The 25,234-nt window shown below is 60.6% G+C and carries 25 protein-coding genes; 8 read left to right on the plus strand and 17 right to left on the minus strand.

Features of this window, described 5'->3' with window-relative positions; genetic code table 11:
- Window positions 1-151: 151 nt before the first annotated feature.
- Both GQ39_RS23465 and GQ39_RS23470 read right to left on the minus strand, forming a co-directional pair.
- Window positions 152-1,015: a LysR family transcriptional regulator gene (locus GQ39_RS23465; RefSeq protein WP_047534637.1), complete on the minus strand. Its 864-nt coding sequence runs from the start codon at window positions 1,013-1,015 to the stop codon at window positions 152-154.
- Between the two features lie 16 nt (window positions 1,016-1,031).
- Entirely contained in the window at window positions 1,032-3,323 is a 2,292-nt protein-coding gene (locus tag GQ39_RS23470) for a heavy metal translocating P-type ATPase (protein ID WP_047534638.1), read from the minus strand.
- Window positions 3,324-3,408: 85 nt separating this feature from the next.
- Here GQ39_RS23470 and cadR point away from each other — a divergent pair, with 85 nt between their 5' ends.
- Entirely contained in the window at window positions 3,409-3,858 is a 450-nt protein-coding gene (cadR, locus tag GQ39_RS23475) for a Cd(II)/Pb(II)-responsive transcriptional regulator (protein WP_047534639.1), read from the plus strand.
- A 135-nt stretch (window positions 3,859-3,993) separates the two neighbouring features.
- On the opposite strand, the gene GQ39_RS23480 is transcribed toward cadR, so the two are convergent.
- From GQ39_RS23480 to GQ39_RS23490, 3 genes are all read right to left on the minus strand, one after another.
- Window positions 3,994-4,965 carry a thymidylate synthase gene (locus GQ39_RS23480; protein WP_047534640.1) on the minus strand — a complete coding sequence of 324 codons (972 nt, stop codon included), beginning with the start codon at window positions 4,963-4,965 and terminating at the stop codon, window positions 3,994-3,996.
- 48 nt (window positions 4,966-5,013) lie between these two features.
- Window positions 5,014-5,826, minus strand: coding sequence for a prolipoprotein diacylglyceryl transferase (gene lgt, locus GQ39_RS23485; protein ID WP_047534642.1), 813 nt, complete (start codon window positions 5,824-5,826; stop codon window positions 5,014-5,016).
- An 83-nt stretch (window positions 5,827-5,909) separates the two neighbouring features.
- Entirely contained in the window at window positions 5,910-6,692 is a 783-nt protein-coding gene (locus GQ39_RS23490) for a sulfite exporter TauE/SafE family protein (RefSeq protein ID WP_047534643.1), read from the minus strand.
- 132 nt (window positions 6,693-6,824) lie between these two features.
- Here GQ39_RS23490 and GQ39_RS23495 point away from each other — a divergent pair, with 132 nt between their 5' ends.
- Complete coding sequence (locus tag GQ39_RS23495; RefSeq protein ID WP_047534644.1) at window positions 6,825-7,571, plus strand: NRDE family protein; 747 nt, start codon at window positions 6,825-6,827, stop codon at window positions 7,569-7,571.
- A 114-nt stretch (window positions 7,572-7,685) separates the two neighbouring features.
- Here GQ39_RS23495 and ptsP read toward each other — a convergent pair whose 3' ends face one another.
- Both ptsP and GQ39_RS23505 read right to left on the minus strand, forming a co-directional pair.
- Window positions 7,686-9,965 carry a phosphoenolpyruvate--protein phosphotransferase gene (gene ptsP / locus GQ39_RS23500; RefSeq protein WP_047534645.1) on the minus strand — a complete coding sequence of 760 codons (2,280 nt, stop codon included), beginning with the start codon at window positions 9,963-9,965 and terminating at the stop codon, window positions 7,686-7,688.
- Window positions 9,966-9,987: 22 nt separating this feature from the next.
- The gene (locus GQ39_RS23505; protein WP_007897732.1) at window positions 9,988-10,467 is read right to left on the minus strand and encodes an RNA pyrophosphohydrolase; all 480 of its coding nucleotides are present in this window, start codon (window positions 10,465-10,467) and stop codon (window positions 9,988-9,990) included.
- Between the two features lie 143 nt (window positions 10,468-10,610).
- On the opposite strand from GQ39_RS23505, the gene GQ39_RS23510 reads away from it, so the two are divergent.
- Window positions 10,611-11,267, plus strand: coding sequence for an HAD family hydrolase (locus tag GQ39_RS23510; RefSeq protein ID WP_047534646.1), 657 nt, complete (start codon window positions 10,611-10,613; stop codon window positions 11,265-11,267).
- A 108-nt stretch (window positions 11,268-11,375) separates the two neighbouring features.
- On the opposite strand, the gene GQ39_RS23515 is transcribed toward GQ39_RS23510, so the two are convergent.
- Both GQ39_RS23515 and ilvA read right to left on the minus strand, forming a co-directional pair.
- On the minus strand, window positions 11,376-11,801 hold the full coding sequence (locus GQ39_RS23515) for a DUF2269 domain-containing protein (protein ID WP_047534647.1): 426 nt from the start codon (window positions 11,799-11,801) through the stop codon (window positions 11,376-11,378).
- 39 nt (window positions 11,802-11,840) lie between these two features.
- Window positions 11,841-13,355 carry a threonine ammonia-lyase, biosynthetic gene (gene ilvA / locus GQ39_RS23520; protein ID WP_047534649.1) on the minus strand — a complete coding sequence of 505 codons (1,515 nt, stop codon included), beginning with the start codon at window positions 13,353-13,355 and terminating at the stop codon, window positions 11,841-11,843.
- 315 nt (window positions 13,356-13,670) lie between these two features.
- Here ilvA and rpiA point away from each other — a divergent pair, with 315 nt between their 5' ends.
- Window positions 13,671-14,345 (plus strand): ribose-5-phosphate isomerase RpiA, encoded by a 675-nt coding sequence (rpiA, locus tag GQ39_RS23525; protein WP_047534650.1) that lies wholly within the window; start codon window positions 13,671-13,673, stop codon window positions 14,343-14,345.
- An 80-nt stretch (window positions 14,346-14,425) separates the two neighbouring features.
- On the opposite strand, the gene GQ39_RS23530 is transcribed toward rpiA, so the two are convergent.
- The 4 genes from GQ39_RS23530 to GQ39_RS23545 form a co-directional block, all read right to left on the minus strand.
- The gene (locus GQ39_RS23530; protein ID WP_047534653.1) at window positions 14,426-15,343 is read right to left on the minus strand and encodes an SdiA-regulated domain-containing protein; all 918 of its coding nucleotides are present in this window, start codon (window positions 15,341-15,343) and stop codon (window positions 14,426-14,428) included.
- 103 nt (window positions 15,344-15,446) lie between these two features.
- Window positions 15,447-16,373: an SdiA-regulated domain-containing protein gene (locus GQ39_RS23535; protein WP_047534657.1), complete on the minus strand. Its 927-nt coding sequence runs from the start codon at window positions 16,371-16,373 to the stop codon at window positions 15,447-15,449.
- A 169-nt stretch (window positions 16,374-16,542) separates the two neighbouring features.
- Complete coding sequence (locus tag GQ39_RS23540; protein WP_047534660.1) at window positions 16,543-17,208, minus strand: fumarylacetoacetate hydrolase family protein; 666 nt, start codon at window positions 17,206-17,208, stop codon at window positions 16,543-16,545.
- A gap of 37 nt (window positions 17,209-17,245) precedes the next feature.
- On the minus strand, window positions 17,246-18,640 hold the full coding sequence (locus GQ39_RS23545) for an FAD-binding oxidoreductase (RefSeq protein ID WP_047534666.1): 1,395 nt from the start codon (window positions 18,638-18,640) through the stop codon (window positions 17,246-17,248).
- Between the two features lie 204 nt (window positions 18,641-18,844).
- On the opposite strand from GQ39_RS23545, the gene serA reads away from it, so the two are divergent.
- Complete coding sequence (serA, locus tag GQ39_RS23550; RefSeq protein WP_047534672.1) at window positions 18,845-20,074, plus strand: phosphoglycerate dehydrogenase; 1,230 nt, start codon at window positions 18,845-18,847, stop codon at window positions 20,072-20,074.
- Window positions 20,075-20,196: 122 nt separating this feature from the next.
- On the opposite strand, the gene GQ39_RS23555 is transcribed toward serA, so the two are convergent.
- Window positions 20,197-20,622: a DUF4399 domain-containing protein gene (locus GQ39_RS23555; protein WP_047534675.1), complete on the minus strand. Its 426-nt coding sequence runs from the start codon at window positions 20,620-20,622 to the stop codon at window positions 20,197-20,199.
- A gap of 135 nt (window positions 20,623-20,757) precedes the next feature.
- Between GQ39_RS23555 and GQ39_RS23560 the strand changes: the two genes are divergently transcribed.
- A complete protein-coding gene (locus GQ39_RS23560) occupies window positions 20,758-21,342 on the plus strand; it encodes a transporter substrate-binding domain-containing protein (RefSeq protein WP_047534677.1) in 585 nt (194 codons plus the stop codon).
- A gap of 113 nt (window positions 21,343-21,455) precedes the next feature.
- Here GQ39_RS23560 and GQ39_RS23565 read toward each other — a convergent pair whose 3' ends face one another.
- Together GQ39_RS23565 and GQ39_RS23570 are read right to left on the minus strand one after the other, a co-directional pair.
- Entirely contained in the window at window positions 21,456-21,950 is a 495-nt protein-coding gene (locus GQ39_RS23565; RefSeq protein ID WP_047534678.1) for a DUF523 domain-containing protein, read from the minus strand.
- A gap of 2 nt (window positions 21,951-21,952) precedes the next feature.
- A complete protein-coding gene (locus tag GQ39_RS23570; protein WP_047534680.1) occupies window positions 21,953-22,585 on the minus strand; it encodes a 2OG-Fe(II) oxygenase in 633 nt (210 codons plus the stop codon).
- A 108-nt stretch (window positions 22,586-22,693) separates the two neighbouring features.
- Here GQ39_RS23570 and GQ39_RS23575 point away from each other — a divergent pair, with 108 nt between their 5' ends.
- Complete coding sequence (locus tag GQ39_RS23575; protein WP_047534682.1) at window positions 22,694-23,446, plus strand: DUF2059 domain-containing protein; 753 nt, start codon at window positions 22,694-22,696, stop codon at window positions 23,444-23,446.
- Window positions 23,447-23,563: 117 nt separating this feature from the next.
- Here the strand turns inward: GQ39_RS23575 and GQ39_RS23580 are convergent, their stop codons facing one another.
- Window positions 23,564-24,514 (minus strand): alpha/beta hydrolase, encoded by a 951-nt coding sequence (locus tag GQ39_RS23580; RefSeq protein WP_047534685.1) that lies wholly within the window; start codon window positions 24,512-24,514, stop codon window positions 23,564-23,566.
- Between the two features lie 96 nt (window positions 24,515-24,610).
- On the opposite strand from GQ39_RS23580, the gene GQ39_RS23585 reads away from it, so the two are divergent.
- Complete coding sequence (locus tag GQ39_RS23585) at window positions 24,611-25,192, plus strand: DUF6436 domain-containing protein (protein ID WP_047534688.1); 582 nt, start codon at window positions 24,611-24,613, stop codon at window positions 25,190-25,192.
- Window positions 25,193-25,234: the final 42 nt, after the last annotated feature.

The following is a 25,234-nucleotide window of genomic DNA, read 5'->3' on the forward strand; positions in this document are numbered from 1 at the left end:
GGGCCTTCAAGGCAGGTGGTGTCTGGACTGACGCCTTCGCGGGCAAGCCCGCTCCCACAGGGTTCTCCAGTGAACACAGATCTTATGAACACCAACGACACCTGTGGGAGCTGGCTTGCCAGCGAAGAGGCCAGCACAGGCAACACAACTCTCAGGCGGGAGCCATTTCCTGCGCCAACCCCAGAAACGCCGCCGGCAACCGCGCGTTTTTCCGCTCCTTGAGGCAGTACAAATACTCGGGGATCTGCGGTGCGTTCTCGATGGTCAGCACCCGCAATTGCGGATCATGTGGGACTTCCTGGCGGGCAATGATGCTGATGCCGATGTTGCGCAGCACCGCCTCACGGATCGACTCGCGACTGCCAATCTCCAACAAAGGCCCAAAACACACGCCTGCACCAGCCAACAGCTCTTCGGTCAGGCGACGGGTGGTCGAGCCCGGCTCACGCATCAGCAGGGTATGCCCCGCCAGTGCCCTGAGCGGCACATGATCGTGCACCGCCAGCGGATGATTGCGATGCACTGCCAGCACCAGCGGATCGCTGCCAAGCACCCGGCGAATCAACCGCGCATCCTCCAGCAACTGCGAGGATGCCGCGACATCGACCCGATACTCCTCTAGCGCTTCAAGCACTTGTTGCGAGTTGCCGATTTCCACCGACACTTCGACCTGGGGCAAACGCTCACGAAAGGTCTTCACCAGATCGAGGATGTAGTAAGGCGCCGTGGCCGCGATGCGCAGCGTGCCTTGAACCTGGCCGCTGTTGCGCAGGAAAAACTCGATCTCGGCTTCCTGCTGCATCAGCGCCTTGACCATCGGCAACAGCCGCGCGCCCTCGTCGCTGACGCTGAGGCGGCGGCCGCCACGGTAGAACAGTTCTACCGAGTACTGACTCTCGAGGTTGCGAATCTGCGTCGTCACCGTCGGTTGGCTCAGGCCGAGCTTTTTTGCCGCCAGGGTAATGCTGCCCAGGCGCGCCACCATGTAAAAAGCCTTCAGCTCGGCACTCAGCACACCCGTCCCTCTCCTTCTACTTGCGCAACAGGCGCAAACCGTTGAACACCACCAACAGGCTCACGCCCATGTCGGCGAACACCGCCATCCACATGGTCGCGAGTCCGGCGAAGGTTACCCCAAGAAAGACCGCTTTGATGACCAATGCCAACGCGATGTTCTGTTTGAGGATGCTCGAGGTTTGCCGTGACAGGCGAATGAACGCCGGAATTTTGCGCAGATCGTCGTCCATCAGGGCGACATCAGCGGTTTCGATGGCAGTATCGGTACCAGCGGCGGCCATGGCGAAACCGATTTCCGCCCTGGCCAGTGCCGGCGCATCGTTGATCCCGTCGCCGACCATTGCGACGCGATGGCCCTGTGCATAAAGGGCTTCGATGGCTTGCAGTTTGTCGGTCGGCAACAGGTCGCCTTTGGCCTCGTCGATACCGACTTGAGCCCCAATGGCCTGGGCGGTGTGCACGTTGTCGCCCGTGAGCATCAGGGTTTTGATGCCCAGCTCATGCAGTTGCTGGATCGCTTCACGGCTGGAGTCTTTCACTGTGTCGGCCACGGCGAACAGGGCCAGGGGGCCGGACTGGTCGAGTAACAGCACCACGGATTTGCCCTGTTTTTCCAGCGCGAAGAGTTTCTCTTCCAGTTCAGGCGAGCAGAGATTCAGCTCTTCCACCAGGCGGTGGTTACCCAAGTGATAGACCTGCCCCCCCACCTCGCCGCGCACCCCACGACCGGCCAGGGCCTCGAAGTTATCCACAGTCAGCGGCGCGAGCTGTTTATCCACAGCCGCGTTGGCGATGGCCAGAGACACCGGGTGATCCGAGCGACCGGCCAGCGCCGCCGCAAGGGCCGGGGCCAACGTTGCGGCAACGGGATCGAGTGACAGGTAATCGGTCTGTACCGGTTTGCCATGGGTGATGGTGCCGGTCTTGTCGAGGGCCAGGTAGTCGAGCTTGTGACCACCCTCCAGATAAACGCCACCCTTCACCAGAATGCCTTTGCGCGCCGCCGCCGCGAGGCCGCTGACGATGGTCACCGGGGTTGAGATCACCAGGGCGCACGGGCAGGCCACCACCAGCAACACCAGTGCGCGGTAGATCCAGTCGAACCATAGCGCGCCCATGAACAACGGCGGGATGACCGCCACCGCCAGGGCCAGGATGAACACGGCCGGGGTGTAGATCTTCGAGAACTGATCAACGAATCGTTGGGTCGGCGCCCGCGCGCCCTGGGCCTGCTCGACGGCGTGGATGATCCGTGCCAGGGTCGAATTGTTCGCGGCGGCCGTCACGGCGTACTCCAGGGAGCCGGCCTGGTTGATGGTGCCGGCGAACACTTTGTCGCCGACGGTTTTCTCCACCGGCAGACTTTCGCCGGTGATCGGCGCCTGATCGATGGTCGACGTGCCGGACAGCACCTCGCCGTCCAGGCCGATGCGCTCACCGGGGCGTACGCGCACCCGTGCACCGAGCTCGATGGTTTTGACGTCCTGTTCGACCCAGGTGCCGTCGGCCTGCTGCACCGTGGCCCGCTCGGGAGTCATCTGCATCAAGCCGCCGATGGCATTGCGCGCGCGGTCGAGGGATTTGGCTTCGATCAACTCGGCCACGGTGAACAGGAACATCACCATGGCCGCTTCCGGCCACTGCCCGATGAGGATCGCGCCGGTCACTGCGATACTCATCAACGCGTTGATGTTCAGGTTGAGGTTCTTCAGGGCGATCCAGCCCTTTTTATAAGTACCCAGCCCGCCGCTGAGGATCGACACCAGCGCAATGATCGCTACCACCCAGTTCGGCGCGGCACCGGTGAAATGAATGACTTCGGCCAGCAATGCGCCCACGCCGGACAGCGCCAAGGGCCACCAGGGCTTTTTCTCGACGGCCGGGGCTGGCGCTTCAACGCCCTGCTCCAGCGGCTCGGCCTGCATGCCGAGGGACTTGATGGCATCGATGATCGGTGCGGTGTTCGGCAGGTCGTGGGTCACGCCCAACACCCGGTTGATCAGGTTGAATTCCAGCTGCTGCACACCCGCCAGCTTGCCGAGTTTGTTCTGGATCAGTGTTTGCTCGGTCGGGCAGTCCATCGCTTCAATGCGGAAACTGCTCAGCCGCGCGCCAGCCGTCGGCGTTTCGCTCAACTTGACCAGCGACGGTGCCGTCACTTTGGCCGAACAGCAGGAATCGCCATGACCGCCATGCTCATGCTTCTGCACAGGCTGCAGCTTGTGGCTGTGATCGTGATCGTGATCGTGATCGTGATCGTGATCGTGATCAGTCTCGGGTTTGTGGGTGTGAAGGGAATCGCTCATTGGGTCGCGTCCATGAAGGTGCCTGTTGCCAAGTAAAGACCCTGTAGCCACTATAGGGTCAAGCACCCATTTGGAGATTGCCGTCATGAAGATCGGAGAACTGGCCAAACTCACCGACTGCGCCGTGGAGACCATCCGCTACTACGAGCGCGAAAACCTGCTGCCGGAGCCGGCCCGCAGCGACGGCAACTACCGCGTCTACACCCAGGCCCACGCCGAGCGCCTGACTTTCATCCGCAATTGCCGCACCCTCGACATGACCCTCGAAGAAATCCGCAGCCTGCTGGCTTTGCGCGACAGCCCGCAGGATCAGTGCGAAAGCGTGAATGCGCTGATCGACGAACACATCCTCCACGTCAAGGCACGGATCGATGGGTTGCTCGCACTACAGGCACAACTGCTCGACCTGCGCCAACGCTGCGGCGAAGGGCCGGATATCGATCAATGCGGGATTTTGCAGCGGCTGGAAGTGAGTGGCGGGGTGGTGGCGACGGAGGTTGAGCATTCACATGTGGGCCGTAGCCACGGCCACTGAAAACACCGCTGCCCCTTTGTAGGAGCGAGCCTGCTCGCGATGGATTCAAGGACGCCGCGTGGTATCAGGCTCACCGCGTTATCGTTGACCACCATCGCGAGCAGGCTCGCTCCTACAGGGGTACAGCGTACGGCTTCAGACCGCCATCGGCGCCGTCATCGGCGGATGGTGCTCGTAGCCTTCCAGCGAGAAATCGCTCGGCTCGACCAATTCGAGCCATTCCGGCTGGTACACACCTGTCTTGGCAAACTCCGGCACACGATCACTGATCACCAGTTTCGGCATCGGGAACGGCTCGCGCTTGAGCTGCTCGTTGAGCATGTCCAGGTGGTTTTCGTAGACGTGGGCGTCACCGATGAAATAGGTGAACCAACGCGGCGTGTAGCCGGTCAGGCGACCGATCAGGCTCAGCAGCGCGGCGCCTTCGGTGAGGTTGAACGGCGTGCCCAGGCCCAGGTCGTTGGAGCGGATGTAGAGGGTCAAGGAAATCTCTTTGGTCTCGACATTCGGGTGGAACTGGTACAGCAGGTGGCACGGCGGCAGGGCCATTTCATCGAGCTGGGCGACGTTCCAGCCGTGGAACAGGATGCGGCGGCTGCCCGGGTCCTTGATGATGGTGTCGACGCACTGGCGAACCTGGTCGATGGCTTTGTACAGCACCACATAGGCCTGGCCGTCTTCTTCGCCTTCGGCGATCTGGCGGTAGCCTTGTTTCAGGGTCTGCTCGATGGCCGCCTGGTTGTTGACCGGGATCTGTTTGTACGCCGGCCACTTGCGCCATTGCACGCCATAGATCTCGCCGAGGTCGTCTTCGCCCTGACGGAACGGGTTGGCCAGCCACTGGGCGTTTTCGTTGGCGTTCTGGTCCCAGACCTTGCAGCCCAGGGCGCGGAATTCTGCCGCGTTGTTCACGCCACGCAGGAAGCCACACATCTCGCCGATGGCGGATTTGAAGGCCATCTTGCGCGTGGTGATCGCCGGGAAACCTTCCTTGAGGTCATAACGCAGCATCGCGCCAGGGAAGCTGATGGTGTTCACGCCCGTGCGGTTGGCCTGTTTGGTGCCGTTCTTGATGACGTGGGCGACCAGTTCGAGATATTGCTTCATGAGTTACCTGTGTCCTTGAACCCGGAGCCGTGGCTCCGGGGTTCGAATTTATACGGCTGCCGCTGGAGTCGCCGGGGCGCGGTGATACGCCAGCCAGATCAGGAACAGCCCGCCAACAATCATCGGCACGCACAGCACCTGGCCCATGGTCAGCCAGTTCCAGGCCAGATAGCCCAGTTGTGCGTCCGGCACGCGGACGAATTCGACGATGAAACGGAAGATGCCGTAGAACAGCGCGAACATTCCGGAGACCGCCATGGTTGGCCGCGGCTTGCGCGAGAACAGCCACAGGATCAGGAACAGCGCCACGCCTTCGAGAGCGAATTGATACAGCTGCGACGGGTGACGCGGCAACTGCGCCGGATCGCTGAACGGCGGGAAGATCATCGCCCACGGCACGTCGGTCGGCTTGCCCCACAACTCGGCATTGATGAAGTTGCCGATGCGCCCGGCACCCAGGCCGATCGGCACCATGGGTGCGACGAAGTCCATCAACTGGAAGAACGACTTGTTGTTCTTTTTACCGAACCACAAGGCCGCCAGCATCACCCCGATGAAGCCGCCGTGGAACGACATGCCGCCCTTCCACACCTCGAAAATCAGCGTCGGGTTGGCCAGGTACGCACTCAGATCGTAGAACAGCACGTAGCCGAGGCGGCCGCCGACGATCACCCCCATCGACATCCAGAACACCATGTCGGAGAGCTTTTCCTTGGTCCAGGTCGGGTCGAAGCGGTTCAACCGGCGGGACGCCAGCAACCAGGCACCGCCGATGCCGATCAGGTACATCAGACCGTACCAGTGGATTTTCAGCGGACCGATGGCCAGGGCCACCGGGTCGATCTGCGGGTAAGGCAGCATTGCGACTCCTCGTTAGAGTTCAAATCTCAAAAATTCCCGGGCGACGCTGCCACCTCAGGATTAAGCCAGGATTGCGCCGGGTGTCAGATCAAGAAGTTCAGGCCGACGCAGAACAGCAAAGCGGCAAACAGCCTTTTCAGCAACTTGGGCGACAGCTTGTGGGCCAATCGCGCGCCGATGCGGGCGAAGAACATGCTGGTCAGGGCAATGCCCAACAACGCCGGCAAATAAACAAAACCGAGACTATGGGCCGGCAACAATGGATCGTGCCACCCCAGAATCATGAAAAATAATGCACTGGACAACGCAATCGGCAAGCCGCAGGCCGATGACGTGGCCACCGCTTGCTGCATCGGCACACTGCGCCAGGTCAGGAACGGCACGGTCAGCGAACCGCCGCCAATCCCGAAAATCGCCGACGCCCAGCCGATCACACTGCCGGCCACGGTCAGACCGAATTTACCCGGCACCGTTCGACTGGCCTTGGGTTTGAGGTCAAGCGCCAGCTGCGCGGCGATGACCAGGGCAAACACACCAATGATCTTCTGCAGGTTTGGCCCGGAGATCGCTTCGGCGGTCAGTGCGCCGAAACCGGCGCCGATCAGGATGCCAACAGTCAGCCAGACGAAAATCGGCCAACGCACGGCGCCGCGCCGGTGATGCTCGCGAATGGCGTTGACCGAAGTAAAAATGATGGTCGCCAGGGACGTGCCGACTGCCAGGTGCGTGAGGATCGACGGATCGAAGCCTTGCGCCTTGAAACTAAAGACCAGCACCGGGACGATAATGATCCCGCCGCCGACGCCAAACAGCCCGGCCAGCACGCCGGCACAGGCGCCAAGCGCCAGATAGAGCAGAAATTCCATGGTGCTTCACCACCCAACCCCAAAACCGGAGCGGCATGGTAACGGATGCATGGCCCCCGGCTCCACTGGATGGCGATGGATACCCGCACGATGACTGCGTAGAGTGAGCAAAAAACACACAAGGACAACCTTATGTGCCTGATTGTTTTCGCCTGGCGCCCGGACCATGCCCAACCACTGATCGTGGCGGCCAACCGCGACGAATTCTACGCCCGCCCCAGCCTGCCGCTGGCGCAATGGCCCGAAACACCGCAGGTCCACGCCGGACGCGACCTGGAGGCGGGTGGAACCTGGCTCGGCATTGGCGCCAACGGGCGCTTTGCCGCGCTGACCAATATCCGCGATCCGCATCGACCACCCGGCCGCCGATCCCGCGGTGAACTGGTGGCACGCTTTCTCACCGGCGAACTGCCGATTGATGACTATTTAGACGACGTTGTCGCACGTTCGCCGGAATATGGCGGCTTTAACCTGCTGGTGGGCAACATGCATGAGTTGTGGCACTTCAACGCCCGGGAGTCGGAAGCCGTGATGCTGCAACCGGGAACCTACGGGGTGTCGAATGCCGGGCTGGATACGCCGTGGCCGAAGCTGATCAAGGCGAAAGCAGCCCTGGGCAAAGTACTGGATGATCCCCAGCCTCAAGCATTGTTGGACTTGTTGAGCGATCCGCAGACCGCGCCGTTCGCCGAGCTGCCGGATACGGGGGTGGGACTGGCGACCGAGACGTTGCTGTCGAGCGTGTTCATTGCCAGCCAGAGTTACGGCACTCGGGCGAGTACGGCGCTGATTGTGCACGCGGACGGTTCGCGGCATTTGGTCGAAAGGAGTTTCGGGCCCTATGGCGGACATTTGGGCGAGATAGAGATCAGGCTTTAATTTTGTATTGCATGGACAGGCCTCATCGCGAGCAAGCTCGCTCCCACAAGGGATTTGCGTCGTTCGCAGATCCAGTGTGGGAGCGAGCTTGCTCGCGATGAGGCGGTCAGTGTTTCAGAGGGTTTTGACCGAAGCCGGATTGATCATCCGCGACAACCCAAGGTTCTTCAGCGCCAGTTGCAGCGAGCTGTGGATCACTTGCGGGTTGTCGATGGTCATCAGCTCGGCCAGCAATTCCTTGGCCTTGCTCAGGTTGATCTGGCGCAGCATCCACTTCACTTTCGGCAAGTTGGTGGCGTTCATCGACAGGCTGTCGAAACCCATGGCCATCAACAGCACCGCCGCCGCCGGGTCACCCGCCATTTCACCGCAGATACTCACCGGCTTGCCTTCGGCATGGGCATCGCGCACCACGTTTTGCAGCGCTTGCAGCACCGCCGGGTGCAGGTAGTCGTAGAGATCGGCCACCCGTGGGTTGTTACGGTCCACGGCTAGCAGGTACTGGGTCAGGTCGTTGGAGCCGACCGACAGGAAATCCACCTGCCGCGCCAATTCCTTCGTCTGGTACACCGCCGCCGGAATCTCGATCATCACGCCAATGGGCGGCATCGGCACGTCGGTGCCTTCGTCGCGCACTTCGCCCCAGGCCCGGTGAATCAGGTGCAGGGCTTCTTCGAGTTCATGGGTGCCGGAGATCATCGGCAGCAGAATTCGCAGGTTATTCAGGCCTTCGCTGGCCTTGAGCATGGCGCGGGTCTGGACCAGGAAGATTTCCGGGTGGTCGAGCGTCACGCGAATGCCGCGCCAGCCGAGGAACGGGTTGTCTTCCTTGATCGGGAAGTACGACAGCGCCTTGTCGCCGCCGATGTCGAGGCTGCGCATGGTCACCGGTTGCGGGTGGAACGCGGCGAGCTGCTCGCGGTAGATCGCCAATTGTTCCTTTTCGCTCGGGAAGCGCTGGTTGATCATGAACGGCACTTCGGTGCGGTACAGGCCAACGCCTTCGGCACCGCGCTTCTGCGCTCGCGCCACATCCGCCAGCAAGCCGGTGTTGACCCACAGCGGCATGCGGTGGCCATCAACCGTCACGCACGGCAGATCGCGCAGCGCATCGAGGCCCAGTGCCAGCTGTTTCTCTTCCTCGACCACATCGGCGAACTGCTTGCGCAGCACATCGCTCGGGTTGGTGTAGACCTCGCCGTGGTAGCCGTCGACGATCATCTGGATGCCGTCGACCTTGGAGTACGGCAGATCGACCAGGCCCATCACCGTCGGGATACCCATGGCGCGCGCCAGGATCGCCACGTGGGAGTTACCCGAACCGAGTACCGAGACCAGACCCGCCAGCTTGCCTTCCGGCACCTCGCCAAGCATGGCCGGCGTCAGTTCTTCGCTGACCAGAATGGTGTTGTCGGGGTAGACCAGGGTTTGCTGACGCTCTTCCTGCAGGTAAGCGAGCAAGCGCCGACCCAGGTCCTTGACGTCCGAGGCGCGCTCACGCAGGTAGGCGTCGTCCATCAACTCGAAACGGTTGACGTGATCGGTGACCACCTGACGCAACGCGCCCTGGGCCCACTGACCGGTCTTGATCACGGTGGTCACTTCACTGCCGAGCGCCGCGTCGTCGAGCATCATCAGGTAGACGTCGAACAGGGCGCGCTCTTCGGGACGCAACTGGGTGGCGAGCTTGGCGGACAATGCGCGCATGTCGGCGCGCACACCCTCGATGGCGGTCTTGAAAAGCCCCAGCTCGGCGTCGATGTCGATGATGGTTTTGTCGGGCACCACATCCAGATCGGCCGGAGGCAGCATGACCACTGCCGTACCGACCGCCGCGCCCGGCGAACCCGGTACGCCGACGAACTTGGCTTCCTGAATGCCTTTGCCCTGACGGCCCAGGCCACGGATCGAACCGGTGGCCTCGGCGTGGGCGATAACACCGGCGAGCTGCGCGCTCATGGTCACGAGGAAGGCTTCTTCACCCTCATCGAACTGGCGGCGTTCTTTTTGCTGAATGACCAACACGCCGACGACGCGACGGTGGTGGATGATCGGCGCCCCGAGGAACGAGGCGTAGCGCTCTTCGCCGGTTTCGGCGAAGTAGCGGTAGCGCGGGTGATCCGCGGCATTTTCGAGGTTCAGGGGTTCTTCACGCGTGCCGACCAGGCCGACCAGACCTTCATTGGGCGCCATGCTGACCTTGCCGATCGAGCGCTTGTTCAAGCCCTCGGTGGCCATCAGCACGAAACGGTTGGTCTCGGGGTCAAGCAGGTAGACCGAGCAGACCTGGCTGCCCATGGCCTCTTTGACGCGCAACACAATAATCCCCAACGCCGCCTTGAGATCCTTGGCGGAGTTAACTTCCTGGACGATCTTGCGCAGCGTATTGAGCATGGCTCGGGGTCGAACTCCGTCGTCAGTCGCGCGCTAAAAGGCGCGGGGCAAGCTCTTTGAGGGCGCGTCGATACACCTCGCGCTTGAATGTCACAACCTGGCCCAACGGATACCAATAGCTGACCCAGCGCCAGCCATCGAACTCCGGTTTACCGGTCAAATCCATCCGCACCCGCTGCTCGTTGGAGATCAGGCGCAGGAGAAACCATTTCTGCTTCTGGCCGATGCACAGCGGTTGGCTGTGGGTCCTGACCAGACGTTGCGGCAAACGATAGCGCAACCAGCCCCGGGTGCAGGCGAGAATTTCAACATCTTCGCGCTCCAGGCCCACTTCTTCGTTCAACTCGCGGTACAAGGCGTCTTCCGGCGTCTCCTGGGGGTTGATTCCACCTTGGGGAAACTGCCAGGCATCTTGATTGATACGGCGAGCCCATAGCACCTGTCCGGCATCATTCGTGAGAATGATCCCGACATTAGGACGGAAACCATCGGGGTCGATCACGGCAACAACCTCGCAAACGCATGTCGTCGCATTGTTCCACAAAGGTCGTGAAGGCAGCAACGCGCCGGCCTACCTTATGTGCACTCTTGTGAAAAGTCCGTATTCTGGACGCCTTTCTACAGACTTTTCAGCGAGTAACTGCAATGCGGCTGGCTTTATTCGACTTGGACAACACCCTTCTGGGCGGCGACAGCGACCACGCGTGGGGCGATTACCTTTGTGAGCGCGGCTTCCTCGACGCCGTGGCCTACAAGACACGCAACGACGAGTTCTATCAGGATTACCTGGCTGGCAAGCTGGATAACGACGCCTACCTGAATTTCTGTCTCGAGGTCCTCGGCCGCACCGAAATGGCCACGCTGGATCAATGGCACAACGACTACATGCGCGACTGCATCGAGCCGATCGTACTGCCCAAGGCGATTGAATTGCTGACCAGTCACCGCGAAGCCGGCGACAAGCTGGTGATCATCACCGCCACCAACCGCTTCGTGACCGGACCGATTGCCGCACGCCTGGGCGTCGAAACCCTGATCGCCACCGAGTGCGAGATGGTCGACGGCCGTTACACCGGACGCAGCACAGACGTGCCGTGCTTCCGTGAAGGCAAGGTGACGCGATTGAATCGTTGGCTGGAGGAGACTGGGCATTCGCTGGAAGACAGCTACTTCTATAGCGACTCGATGAATGACCTGGCGTTGCTGGAGCAGGTGGCGAATCCGGTGGCCGTCGATCCGGATGCGAATTTGCGTGCCGAGGCCGAGAAGCGTGGCTGGCCGGTGATTAGTCTGCGCGACTGACTGATGACCCTACTGTAGGAGCGAGCCTGCTCGCGATGGTCGTTAACGAAAACGCGGGGCACCTGATGCCCTGCGGTGATCTTGGGTTTTTCGCGAGCAGGCTCGCTCCTACACTGGCTTCGCGCCCATCAACCCGGCGATCGCCAAAAAACAGACAAAACTGAACAACGCCAGGGCAAAGGTGAATTTCCCTACGCCACCCGGCGTCTTGCGCAGCTTGTTCAGGCGCACCAGCAGCCAGAACCACGCCAGCGCCGCCACGGTGTAGAGCACGCTCGACGCCAGCAGCCAGGTCTGCCCAAGCGGCCAGCCCACCAGGTGGACCATCCACCAGCCGGTAAACGGCATGCTCAGTAGCGCCAGCCCCATCAACAGCCAGACAAACACCCGCGGCCTTTGCAGGGTGCGACTTGCCGCCGTCGCATCACCGTTGCGCCGGGCCCGCCAGACCCAGATCCCCAAGCCCAATGCGCCCAGCAGCAACACGACTGTCGCCACCAAGTGCGCCGCTTTCAGGGCAGTCAACGTTTCCATGGCTCGATTTCCTTATGACTTGCCCATCAGCGTAGCCGTTCAGCCGAGAAACAGCTTATAGGCCGGATTGTCACTTTCGTCCCAGTACGGGTAGCCGATTTCCTCAAGCGCCGCAGGCACCAGATGACGCTCATCGTGAGGCACCTGCAGCCCGGCAACCACACGGCCATCCGCCGCGCCATGGTTGCGGTAGTGGAACATCGAAATGTTCCAGCGCCCGCCGAGCTTGCTGAGGAAGTTGAACAATGCACCCGGACGCTCAGGGAATTCGAAGCGCAGGATCACTTCATCGACCACCTGGGCCGCACGGCCGCCGACCATGTGGCGAATGTGCAACTTGGCCAGTTCATTGTCGGTCAGGTCGATCACCGGGAAGCCTTGCCCGCTGAGGCTGGCAATCAGCGCACTGCGCGGGTCGGTTTCCGGGTGCGTCTGCACGCCAACGAAGATGTGCGCCTCGCTGCCGGTGTTGTAGCGATAGTTGAATTCGGTGATCTGGCGCTTGCCGATGGCTTCGCAGAACGCCTTGAAGCTGCCCGGCTTCTCGGGAATGGTCACGGCGATGATGGCTTCGCGACCTTCACCCAGCTCGGCACGCTCGGCCACGTGACGCAAACGGTCGAAGTTGACGTTGGCGCCGGAATCGATGGCCACGAAGGTGTGCCCGGTGACGCCGTGTTGCTCGACGTACTTCTTGATCCCCGCCACGCCCAAGGCGCCGGCAGGTTCGGTGATCGAGCGGGTATCGTCGTAGATATCCTTGATCGCGGCGCAGATTTCGTCGGTGCTGACGGTAATCACTTCATCGACATGGTCTTTGCAGATATCAAAGGTGTACTGGCCGATCTGGGCCACCGCAACGCCATCGGCGAAGATGCCCACGGTCGGCAGCACAACGCGCTCACCGGCCGCCATGGCGGCCTGCAGGCAGTTGGAATCGTCCGGCTCGACGCCGATGATCTTGATTTCGGGACGCAGGTATTTCACGTAAGCCGCGATACCGGCGATCAGCCCGCCACCGCCCACCGGGACGAAAATCGCGTCCAGGCGCCCTGGGTGCTGGCGCAGAATCTCCATGGCCACCGTGCCCTGCCCGGCAATGGTGTGGGGATCGTCATAAGGGTGGATGTAGACGTAGCCTTTTTCATCGACCAGTTTCAGCGAATAGGCCAGGGCTTCCGGGAACGAATCGCCGTGCAGCACCACTTTGCCGCCACGGGAGCGCACGCCTTCGACCTTGATCTCGGGGGTGGTCTTGGGCATCACGATGGTCGCTTTCACGCCCAACACCTTGGCCGCCAGGGCCAGGCCTTGCGCATGGTTGCCCGCCGAAGCGGTGACCACGCCACGGGCGCGCTCTTCATCGCTCAATTGGGTCAGCTTGTTGTAAGCGCCGCGAATCTTGAACGAGAACACCGGCTGCAAGTCTTCGCGCTTGAGCAAAATACTGTTGCCCAGCCGCTCGGAGAGCTGACGGGCAGTCTGCAATGGAGTTTCTACGGCAACGTCATAAACGCGCGAGGTGAGGATCTTTTTGACGTACTGTTCAAGCATCGGAAAGCATCACTGAGCGGGTTGGGCAGGACCACGGAGTCTAACCCGGCTTTTAGGCAGGCGACCACACTAAACCGGTGGTTTTAGGTCACCCGAAAGAGATCACTCCCCGTAGGAGCGAGCTTGCTCGCAAAAAACCAAAGGCACCGCGGGGTATCTGGTTTTACGCATTATCGTTCACGACCATCGCGAGCAAGCTCGCTCCTACAGTAATTGGGCGTGCCTCTGACCCGCCAATCGGGCAATGACCTGCCCCGCTCCCAAGGCCTATAATGCTGGCCTTTCGTTTCCCCTATTCGGCACCTCGGAGCCCGCATGACCCAGGATCAACTCAAACAGGCAGTGGCTCAGGCCGCCGTCGACTTCATCCTCCCGAAACTCGATGACAAGAGCATCGTCGGGGTCGGCACCGGCTCCACCGCCAACTGCTTCATCGACGCCCTGGCCCAGCACAAGGGTGCATTCGACGGCGCGGTCGCCAGCTCCGAAGCCACGGCCGCCCGCCTCAAGGGTCATGGCATTCCGGTGTACGAGCTCAATACCGTGAGCGACCTGGAGTTCTACGTCGACGGCGCCGATGAAAGCGACGAACACCTGCACCTGATCAAGGGCGGTGGCGCTGCCTTGACCCGCGAGAAGATCGTCGCGGCCGTGGCCAAGACCTTCATCTGCATCGCCGACGCCAGCAAGCTGGTGCCGGTTCTGGGCACTTTCCCGCTGCCGGTGGAAGTGATCCCGATGGCCCGCAGCCACGTGGCCCGTGAACTGGTGAAACTCGGTGGCGACCCCGTCTACCGTGAAGGCGTGCTGACCGACAACGGCAACATCATCCTCGACGTCTACAACATGCAGATCACCAACCCAGTGGAACTGGAAAAGCAGATCAACGCGATTGTCGGCGTGGTCACCAATGGCCTGTTCGCCGCGCGCCCTGCGGATTTGCTGTTGCTGGGGACCCCTGAAGGCGTGAAGACCCTGCGCGCTGAGTAACCCGGGCTGCCCACTCATTTGTGGGCACATGAAAAACCTGTGGGAGCGGGCTTGTTCCCACAGTTGTTTTGGGGTGTTTATCAGTTCTGCGGCGGCTTCTTGAAGACGTAGAACAAGTTCGGCTCGCTCACCAGATACATCGTGCCGTCGTCGTCCATGGCGATCCCCTCCGCTTGCGGAACGGTCTTTTGCAACCCCTGCCGCCCCTTGTTCAGCGACAGGGTGCTCAGCGGTCGACCGTCCACATCCAGCTCAAGAATCAGCCTCGACTCGTCGGACAGCGCCAAAAGGTGGCCACTGCGCTCGTCATATTGCAGGCTCGACAGGTCCCGCACGAACATCCCGGCATCACGCCTGGGATTGTTGATGACATGCACCGCGTAGGATTTTTCCGGGTTGAAATGCGGAAACCCGTGCACTTCGTAGATCAACATCGGGTCGCGCTCCTTGGCGACAAACAGGCGCTTGCCCACCGAGTCGTATGCCAATCCTTCAAACCCCTTGTTGCCGCTCATGTGCACGCCAAGCGTCATCTGTTCGGCGTCCGCCGCATCGAGGAAGGTAGCGCCCTGCTCCAGGTGAATCTTGATCAGGCGCTGCTGGCGCTCGTCAGTGACCACGTAGGTGTCGGCGCTGATGAACTCAACGGCCTCCGGATCGCCGAAGCCGATCAATGCCACGCGACGCAAAATTTTGCCGTCGAGGGACAGCTCGATCAGCTCGGCGTTTTTATTGGTCACGGTGAACAGGCTTTTGCGTACCGGGTCGAAGGTCAACGCCGAGACATCGTCATCCAGGCCTTCGATGACTTGTCCCTCCAGCACCACCTGATAGCGGTCCAGGCCAATGGATTGCGCATTCATCGGCTGCCAAAGCGTGTTCAGGTTGAACCAGGCGCGCTCGAACAGGCGCAGGTACTGGCCCACCGCAGACAACACGATCAGCACAATCACCGAGAGAATCACTATCAATGGTTTGGGGCGGGCAAGTCGACGCATTCAGGTAGCTCGGAATCAAAACAGGCGGATGAAATATCACGCCTGTCTGAATTCAAGCTTAAAGGTCATTGGCGCTGAAAAACAATGCAGGAACAGCCGCTGGTCAGCGTTGTTTTTCGAAGCGGTAGAACAGGTTGGGCTCACTCACCATGTACAGCGTGCCGGCCTCGTCCATGGTCACGCCTTCAGCGCGGGGAATGGTATTTTTCAGGCCATTGAAACCACCCAGCAGGGCAATGAAGCTGACCTGCGCGCCCTTTTTATCCAGCTCCAGCAACAGGTGGGAATCGGCGGACAGCACCAGCATGTGCCCGGTCCGCGGATCGATGGCCAGGGCCGAGAGATTGCGCATGTCCAGTGCATGACTGGCAAGCTTGACCTTGTCTCCGGTCAGCACCTTGCCGTCGCCTTTCCAGGTAAACAATGCTGGCGGGCGCTCTTCGCCCAGCATCAATTGCTGATTGCGCGAGTCCCAGGTGACCCCTTCGAACGCCTTGTTCTGGTCTTTCGACGGCCCGAGGTCGTATTTCGGGAAGTTGGCGATGTTCAGCTCGCGGGTGTCGGCATCGACCTTGACGATGGTTATCAGGTGCGCGCGCTCATCGACAATGGCCAGCAAGCCGTTACCCAGCACCGTGACGCCTTCCGGATTGCTCCAGCCCACCAGCGGCATTTTGCGCAACACATCGCCCTGCAACGTCAACTCGACCAGAAACGGGTTTTTGCCCATGACCGAAAACAGGGTTTTGGTCTGCGGATCGTAGGCCAGGTCCGACGCTTCGTCCTTTTCCATACCCGGCAGGGGCTTGGCGTCGATCACCGCGCGATAATCCGGCAGCCAGACGCTCGCCTGGCGCTCGGCCGGGCTCTTGAACTGCTCGCGCACCCACAACACGCCACGATTGTCCCAATGCATGGCAAACGCGAGGCCGTAGGCGGCGACGACGACCAGCAAAAGCCAGGAATACCAACGCATGGCGAAGCGCGAACGACGGGTAGGTTTCGGCGTGAGCAGCGGTTGGGTAGCCATCGGGGGAATGCATCCAGAAATTCAGGCTATGGGTAATAGCACAGTTGGGATCGGCTCAGACGCCGAAACCCTGGAATTATCCAGACAGAATGTGAAAAAAACGGGAAATGGCGGGAACGTCTTGTGGGAGCGAGCAAGCGCGCTCCCACAAGATTCAGCGGTGTCTCGACTAACGAACGCTGCTGGTGAAGCGGCTGGCGCCCGGCAGTTCCAGGACAATCTCATCACCGACATTCAACGGCCCCACGCCCACTGGCGTGCCAGTGAGGATCACATCACCGGCCTGCAGCGAGAAGCAGCCAGCCATGTGCTGGATCATCGGCACGATCGGGTTGAGCATCGCGCTGCTGTTGCCATCCTGGCGAACTTCGCCGTTGATGGTCAGGCGAATGCCGATGTCGGTGAGGTCGGCGAAGGTGCTGCCGGATACGAACGGTGCAATCACCGCCGCGCCGTCGAAGGACTTGGCGATTTCCCAGGGCAGGCCCTTGGATTTCAGCTCGGCCTGCTTGTCGCGCAGGGTCAGGTCCAGGGCCGGGGCGAAACCGGAGATGGCGTCGAGCACTTCTTCACGGCTTGGCTTGGTCGATAATGGCTTGCCGATCAACACCGCGATTTCCGCCTCGTAATGCACCGAACCGCGGTCGGCCGGAATGCTGAAACCACCTTCCAGAGGCACCACGCAACTGCCCGGCTTGATGAACAGCAATGGCTCGGTCGGGACCGGGTTATCCAGTTCCTTGGCGTGTTCCGCGTAGTTACGGCCGATGCACACCACTTTCCCCAGCGGGAAATGAATACGCGTACCGTCGACATACTGGTGCTGATAGCTCATGGACCGACTCCTGGTTCGTAGCGCTTGAATTCGAAAATCAAACAGCGAAAATCTTGCCCGGGTTCATGATGCCGCTCGGGTCGAACACCGCTTTGACGGCTTTCATGTACTCGATCTCAACCGGGGAACGACTGTAGGTCAAGTAATCACGCTTGGTCATGCCAACACCGTGTTCGGCAGAGATCGAACCGTTGTACTTCTCGACGGTTTCGAATACCCACTTGTTGACGGTCGCGCACTTGGCGAAGAACTCGTCCTTGCTCAGGTTGTCGGGCTTGAGGATGTTCAGGTGCAGGTTGCCGTCACCGATGTGACCGAACCAGACGATTTCGAAATCCGGGTAGTGTTCGCCGACGATCGCGTCAATTTCCTTAAGGAACGCCGGGACTTTCGACACAGTGACCGAAATGTCGTTTTTGTATGGCGTCCAGTGGGAAATGGTTTCGGAGATGTATTCGCGCAGTTTCCACAAATTCTGCAGCTGGGTTTCGCTTTGGCTCATCACGCCGTCAAGCACCCAGCCCTGCTCGACGCAGTGCTCGAAGGTTTCCAGCGCGTGATTGGCCACTTCTTCGGTCGTCGCTTCAAATTCGAGCAGTGCGTAGAACGGGCAATCGGATTCGAACGGGGCCGGCACGTCGCCACGGGCCATGACTTTGGCCAGGGCTTTATCGGAGAAGAATTCGAAGGCGGTCAGGTCGAGCTTGCTCTGGAACGCGTGCAGCACCGGCATGATCGAGTCGAAATCGGCTGTGCCGAGGACCATCGCGGTGAGATTTTTAGGTGCCCGATCCAGACGCATGGTCGCTTCGACCACAAATCCGAGGGTGCCCTCGGCGCCGATGAACAGCTGACGCATGTCGTAGCCGGTGGCGTTCTTGATCAGGTCGCGGTTGAGTTCCAGCACGTCGCCCTTGCCGGTGACCACTTTCATGCCGGCCACCCAGTTACGGGTCATGCCGTAGCGAATCACCTTGATTCCGCCGGCATTGGTGCCGATATTGCCACCAATCTGGCTCGAACCTGCCGAAGCGAAGTCCACCGGGTAGTACAGGCCGTTTTCTTCGGCCACGTTCTGCAAATGCTCGGTCACCACGCCCGGCTGACACACGGCGGTGCGGTCGGTGAGGTTCACATCGAGAATCTGGTTCATGTAGTCGAACGACACGACCACTTCGCCATTAGCGGCCACGGCGGCGGCGGAAAGCCCGGTACGGCCACCGGATGGCACCAGGGCCACCTTGTGTTTATTGGCCCACAGGACAATGGCCTGGACCTGTTCGGTGGTCTTCGGGAACACGATGGCGGTCGGGGCCGGGGCAAAATGCTTGGTCCAATCCTTACCGTAAGCATTCAGGGAGTCGGCATCGGTCAGCACCTTGCCGGGCTCAACCAGGGTCTTCAGCTCATCAATCAGGGCAGGATTGGTCATCGACAGAACTCTCGAACAATTCATGGTCATCCTGAGAACGCTTCACGTCGCAGGAATGAGTGTTTAGCGGGGCGCATATGCTAGCATACCGACCCCGCAGCATAGTGCCCAACGGCTGTTCTGCGGCGACGGCATTCTTGTCGTCCGGGTCAGCGTCTGTTGACCATTTCCTGCCATTTTTCTCCGGGATACAGGTTTACGCAGATGAGCAAGACTTCTCTCGATAAGAGCAAGATCAAGTTCCTTCTTCTCGAAGGCGTCCACCAATCGGCTGTCGACGTCCTCAAGGCGGCGGGCTACACCAGCATCGAGTACCTCACAGGTTCTCTGCCGGAAGCCCAGCTCAAGGAAAAGATCGCAGATGCTCACTTCATCGGCATTCGCTCGCGCACTCAACTGACCGAAGAGATCTTCGATCACGCGAAAAAGCTCGTGGCTGTAGGGTGTTTCTGCATTGGCACCAACCAGGTCGACCTGGACGCGGCCCGCGAGCGCGGTATCGCTGTGTTCAACGCACCGTACTCCAACACGCGTTCCGTTGCCGAGCTGGTGCTGGCCGAGGCAATCCTGTTGCTGCGCGGCATCCCTGAGAAGAACGCTTCCTGCCACCGTGGCGGCTGGATCAAGAGCGCGGCCAACTCATTCGAAATCCGTGGCAAGAAGCTGGGCATCGTCGGCTACGGCTCGATCGGTACTCAACTGTCGGTCCTGGCTGAAGGCCTGGGCATGCAGGTGTACTTCTACGACACCGTGACCAAGCTGCCATTGGGTAACGCCACCCAGGTCGGCAGCCTGAACGAGCTGCTGGGCATGTCCGACATCGTGACCCTGCACGTGCCGGAAACCGCTGCGACCCAATGGATGATCGGCGAGAAGGAAATCCGCGCCATCAAGAAGGGCGGCATCCTGATCAACGCCGCGCGCGGCACCGTGGTCGAACTGGACCACCTGGCCGCCGCCATAAAGGACAAGCACCTGATCGGCGCTGCCATCGACGTATTCCCGGTGGAGCCACGCTCCAACGACGAAGAGTTCGAAAGCCCGCTGCGTGGCCTGGACAACGTGATCCTGACCCCGCACATCGGTGGTTCCACCGCCGAGGCGCAAGCCAACATCGGTCTGGAAGTGGCAGAAAAACTGGTCAAGTACAGCGACAACGGTACCTCGGTATCGTCCGTGAACTTCCCGGAAGTGGCCCTGCCGGCTCACCCTGGCAAGCACCGCCTGTTGCACATCCACGAGAACATTCCGGGTGTGATGAGCGAGATCAACAAGGTCTTCGCCGAAAACGGCATCAACATTTCCGGTCAGTTCCTGCAGACCAACGAGAAAGTCGGCTATGTGGTTATCGACGTAGACGCCGAGTACTCGGAACTGGCGCAAGAGAAGCTGCAACACGTCAACGGCACCATCCGTAGCCGCGTGTTGTTCTAGCAGCAGCTACAAGCTGTAAGCTTCAAGCGGCAAGTAGCGCTCGCCTCTGCTTTTACTTGAGGCTTATAGCTTGAAGCTTGCAGCTATAAAAAAGGGAGCCCCAGCGAAGCGGGCTCCCTTTTTTATTTCACATTGACGGTGATCTTCTTCGAAACGATCGGCGGATCGAACGGCATATGGCCACTGTCGCCCAATTCCAGCTGAAGCGTGTGTTTGCCCGGTGTCAGGGTTATTTCAGCCTGGGTCTGTGCCTTGCCGAAGTGCAGGTGGTTGGCATCGTTGGGAATCGGCGCGCCCGCCGCCGGCAGTTTGTCGACATCGATCAACAAGTGATGGTGGCCCGTGTTCTTGGTGGTATCGCCTGCTGGCGCCAGCGCGATGTTCTCGACAGCGAATTTGACAACGACAGTTTGCGGAACCGTGGCACCGTCCGCGGGAGAAACAATGGACACTACTGCACCCTCGGGTGCCATTGTGGCCGCGCTGGCCAGCACAGAAACGCCCATCAGCAGGCCAGCCAAAGCAGCACGTGACATAAAGGTTTTCATTCTCTTCTCCAGTTTTTCCGTAAAATCCGCATGACCATCACAACTTCATGGTCAATCGTTGTCGAAGGCACTCGACAACCATAGCAAAGCGAGCCTGAATCAGAGGGTCGCGATAAAAAATTCAAAGGAGTGACCATGCGCTTTCTGCCTGGCCTGATCTGCCTGCTACCCCTTCTGAGCCCTTTGGCTCATGCCGAACTGATTGATGACGTCAACGACCGCGGTGAACTGCGCATAGCCCTTGAGGCTAATACACCCCTTTTCAGTTTCAAGAAAGACGACAAGCTTGAGGGCTTCGAAGTTGAATTGGGTCAAATGCTCGCCGACGAACTGGATGTTCGGGCTGACTTCGTCGTCACCGACGGCAGCGATTTGCTGACCGGTGTCGAAAGCGGCAAGTACGACATCGCCATCAATCACATAACAGAGACCCCGGCGCTCAAGGAACGTTTCGACTTCAGCGAACCTTACAGTCGCGCCGATGCACAATTGATCGCGCAGAAGGATGAGCCACGCTCAATGCTGCTGGTGCAATCACTGACAGAAGAGAAGCCGAAAACCCGTTCGCCCGTGAACCTGGCGATTCCGTTTCAGAAGGGCAATCCGGCATTTCATGCCAGCCTGGAAAACGCATTGCAGCGGATCAAGGCCGATGGCCGGCTTGAGGCGCTGGAGGAGAAGTGGTTTGGGGCAGATGCGGGTGTAACGCTGAAACAATGACGCTGTAGGCGCGAGCTTGTTCGCGAAGGACTCCAGTGCGCCGCGTTTACCCAGCTCACACGCGTTATCGTTGACGACCATCGCTGCGATGCGGCGATCCGACAGGCCAGCCCCTACAGGGGTCGGTTCAGCGCCGCGAGGGCTGCCGCCGCTTCAGCCAGCTCCAGCTCGCTGAAGACTTGCACGCCGTGGCGCTTGAGCAGTGCAGCCGTCACGCCTTCGCCACTGACTTTCACCCCGCTGAACGTGCCGTCATAGGTCTGCAGATTGCCGCAGGACGGGCTGTTGGCCTTGAGGATGGCAATGCCGATGCCGTGCTGTTGCACCAGCGCCAGTGCCTGACGGGCACCACTCAGAAACTGCGCGCTGACGTCCTCACCCTCGGTCGTCAGCACCGACGCCTGGCCATCCAGCACCTCACCACCCTGCCCACCGGGAATTTCGGCAGCGGCCCGTGGCGTCGGCAATCCTCCGGCGACCTCCGGGCACAACGGCACGACGCGGCCTTCGTCGAGCCATGCCTGAAGCGGATCGAACGGCCCGCTGGCCCCGCCGTCGTAACGTACGCGATGCCCCAGCAGACAGCGGCTTACCAGAATTTTCTGCATGATCAGAACGGCTCGTTGCCGCGACGCCGGAACCATCCGGTCAGCGACAGGCGCTCGCGGGTCGCAGGCAACACTTCATGGGGAACTTCGCCCGACAGGAAGACCACCAGGCAGCCCCCAGTCGGTATCACATCGTATGCCGCACCTTCATCCAGGTACATGCGCAACTGACCACCGTGTTCGGGCAGCCAGGCGTCGTTGAGGTAGACCACCGCCGAGACCATGCGCCGGTCGTCATCGCGAAACCGGTCGACGTGCTTGAGGTAGAACGCCCCCGGCGGGTACATCGCGAAATGGCTTTCGAAATCTTCCAGGCCCAGGAACAGATCGCGGTTCATGGCCTCGCGCAGGCTGTCCATCAATCCCAGATAGCTGTCGCAAGCCTCGGCCTGGCCGGGCTCGATCCACTGGATATGATCGCCGCGAATGCCCTCGCGAATCTCCGAGGTGGGCCCGCGACCTACCGCAGCCGGGGCCAGTTCACCCTCGGCAGCACGTTTACGGCACTCGGCCGCCAGTGCTCGGGTCAGATCCAGAGGCAGGAAAATATTCTGCTGCGACCAGCCATTGGCGGCCAGGTCATCGACGATTCGTAACAGCAACGGGTGATCAGAAGGTATTTGCATGGCGCGCATAGTATTCCTGCGCCTGAAAATCCGACAGAGCCACGCAGCGGGTTGATACGAATTCTCGACAAGTCCGTATGCCACACGGAGAATAGTCGCCTGCTGACAGGAGTCCCTATGCGCCGTTTGCTTTTCTCCCTGCTGATGTTCTGCGTTTTGCCCGCTTGGGCAGACGGCCATGACCAGTTGTACAAGGTCGCCGGCTGGCCAGAGCAACGCGCGCATTTCAACGATGCCCTTTCAGCCGCCCAGCAGCGCTACCAGAGCAGCCTGCCACCCGCCGTGTTCCAGGCACTGGTCAACAACAGCAATCAGCGCTTTGACCCCAAAGCCGTGGACCAGCGCGCCGAATCGCAACTGCGCAAGAACCTCGCCGATCCGAAACCGGCACTGAACTTCTTCCAGTCGCCCCTGGGCAAGAAGATCGTGGCCGCCGAATTGCTGGCGACCCGTCGCGATCAACTGGCGAAAAACGCCAAGGGCTTGCCGAAGATGCAGGCCAGCGACAGCCGCCTGTTGATCATCGGTCACCTGGCCCAGGCCCTGCCCGCTCGCGAGGCCGGTGCGGAAGTCAGCCTGGCGATTGCCGGTGTCGCGGCCGACAGCCTGAGCGCGATGATCCCCGGCCTGCTCGGCGCCGGCCAGGCGCAAGGTATGTTGAACGGACAGCGCCAGCGCTTGATGGAGCAGATCGGCAGCGACCTGAACAACACCCTGCTGTATGTCTATCGCGACCTGTCGGATGAAGAACTGGAAGAGTTCGCCACATTTGCCGAGTCGGCAGAGGGCAAGGCTTATTACCAGGCGGCCCTGGCGGCGATTCGGGCAGGGCTGGCGGTGGGGCAAAGCACGTCGAACCTGGCCCAATAATGTTTGGGAGCCCGATCATCGCCATCGCGAGCAGGCTCGCTCCCACAGCTCATTCGTCCATTTTGAAAGGGCACAAATCCTGTGGGATCGGTCTTGCCCGCGATGGGGCACGCATGGTCACTGACCATTCCGGCCCTTGATCCGCCTGGTCAAGAACCCGAAGTACTCCCCTCGCAACGCCGGCATTTCATTCGCCAGATGATGCCTTGCCTCAGGCAGCATCAGCACCTGCGGCCGATCAAACTTGCCCCGCAACACCTCAAGGTTATGTTCCCAATCCACGGTCATGTCCGCCTGGCCTTGCACAATCAGTGGTCGCCGGGGGCTCGCCGGTGCGGCTTCGACGCGTTTGATCCAGCGTGCCAGCGCGCCTACCCAAGCCGTCGGCAGACGCAGTGGCTGCAAAGGATCGGCCTGCAGGAAGGGCAAAAATTCCGGGTCGTTGGAGTTTTCGCTGAAGCGTCGGGCAATGGCTTTGACGAAAGGCTTGAGCAGGTAATAGCTGAATTTCGACCAACCCCACGCCCGCGGCCGCACCAGCGGTGCAAGCAGAATCACCTGGCCCTGTGCCGGGCTGCTCGCCCCCGCATTCAGCACATGATCGATCACAATGGCGCCGCCGGTGCTTTGCCCGCACAAATGCCACGGTTGCGGCAGCTCCAGGGATTGCGCCTCGTTGAACAACCCTTGCAGGGTGTCCTGGTATTCGGCGAAATCCCTGATGCTCGCCCGCTCGCCGCTGGACAGCCCATGCCCCGGTAAATCGCAGGCAATCACGGCAAACCCCTGATCCAGCGCCCACTCGATCACGTGCCGATAAAGTCCGGTGTGATCATAAAAGCCATGAAATACAAACAGCGTCGCCTTCGCCCGTTCGGGCCACCAGAACTGGCTGACGACTTCATAGCCATCGACCTGAAAACGCCCCAGTCCGCTGCGAACATTACGCGTAGAAAAATCCAGCCCGTAAAACCGCTGATAAGCCTGTGCCTCTAAAGACAGCGGCTGCCTCTCGGCCAATGGCCGCAGGCTGGCGCGCAGGTGATCAGGGTCGAAGGTGGCCGGCATGAATGATTCCAGAGCGTGAAACGGACTTTATGGATCTGCGATATTCATCTGTCGCAGCAAGCATGGCAAGCTAGCCGACTTTCAAGGAGTGAACCCATGCGCTCGCCCGCCCGTGCCACCCTGTTTGTCAGCCTGCTAGCGCTCGTGTGTGCCGGGGTGCTGTGGGCTGCTTACGACTGGTTTCAGGGACGTTACCTGCGTGCGTTCAGCGAGCACACCGCCTTGTTCTCCGGTGATCCGCTGCGCCTGCCCGCTGACCTCGCCGGCCCTGGCGCCATCCGCCTGGTGCATTTCTGGGACCCGTCCTGTCCGTGCAATGTCGGCAATCAACAACACCTGACCGAACTGGTCGAGCGCTACGTACCGCAGGGGGTGGAGTTTTTTTCGGTTCAAAAGCCCGGCAGCCATGGCCAGCTACCCGGCACCTTGAGCCGTCTGAAAAGCATCGAGGTTTTGCCCGGTGCCGAGCAAATCCCTGCCAGCCCGGCCGTGGCGATCTGGGATCGCAGCGGCAAACTGGCGTATTTCGGCCCCTACAGCGAGGGCCTGACCTGCAACTCGAGCAACAGCTTTATCGAACCGATTCTGCAAGCACTGAACGAAGGTCGTGAAGTGAGTGCCACGCACACGCTCGCGGTGGGTTGTTACTGCCCCTGGCGCGTCGATACCGCAAAGTAGGGAAACACAGGGCCAGACGAATCCCTCCTACGAGCGATGGGC

Source organism: Pseudomonas sp. 11/12A (assembly GCF_000800055.1).
In the GTDB taxonomy this organism is placed as follows: Bacteria; Pseudomonadota; Gammaproteobacteria; order Pseudomonadales; family Pseudomonadaceae; genus Aquipseudomonas; species Aquipseudomonas mohnii.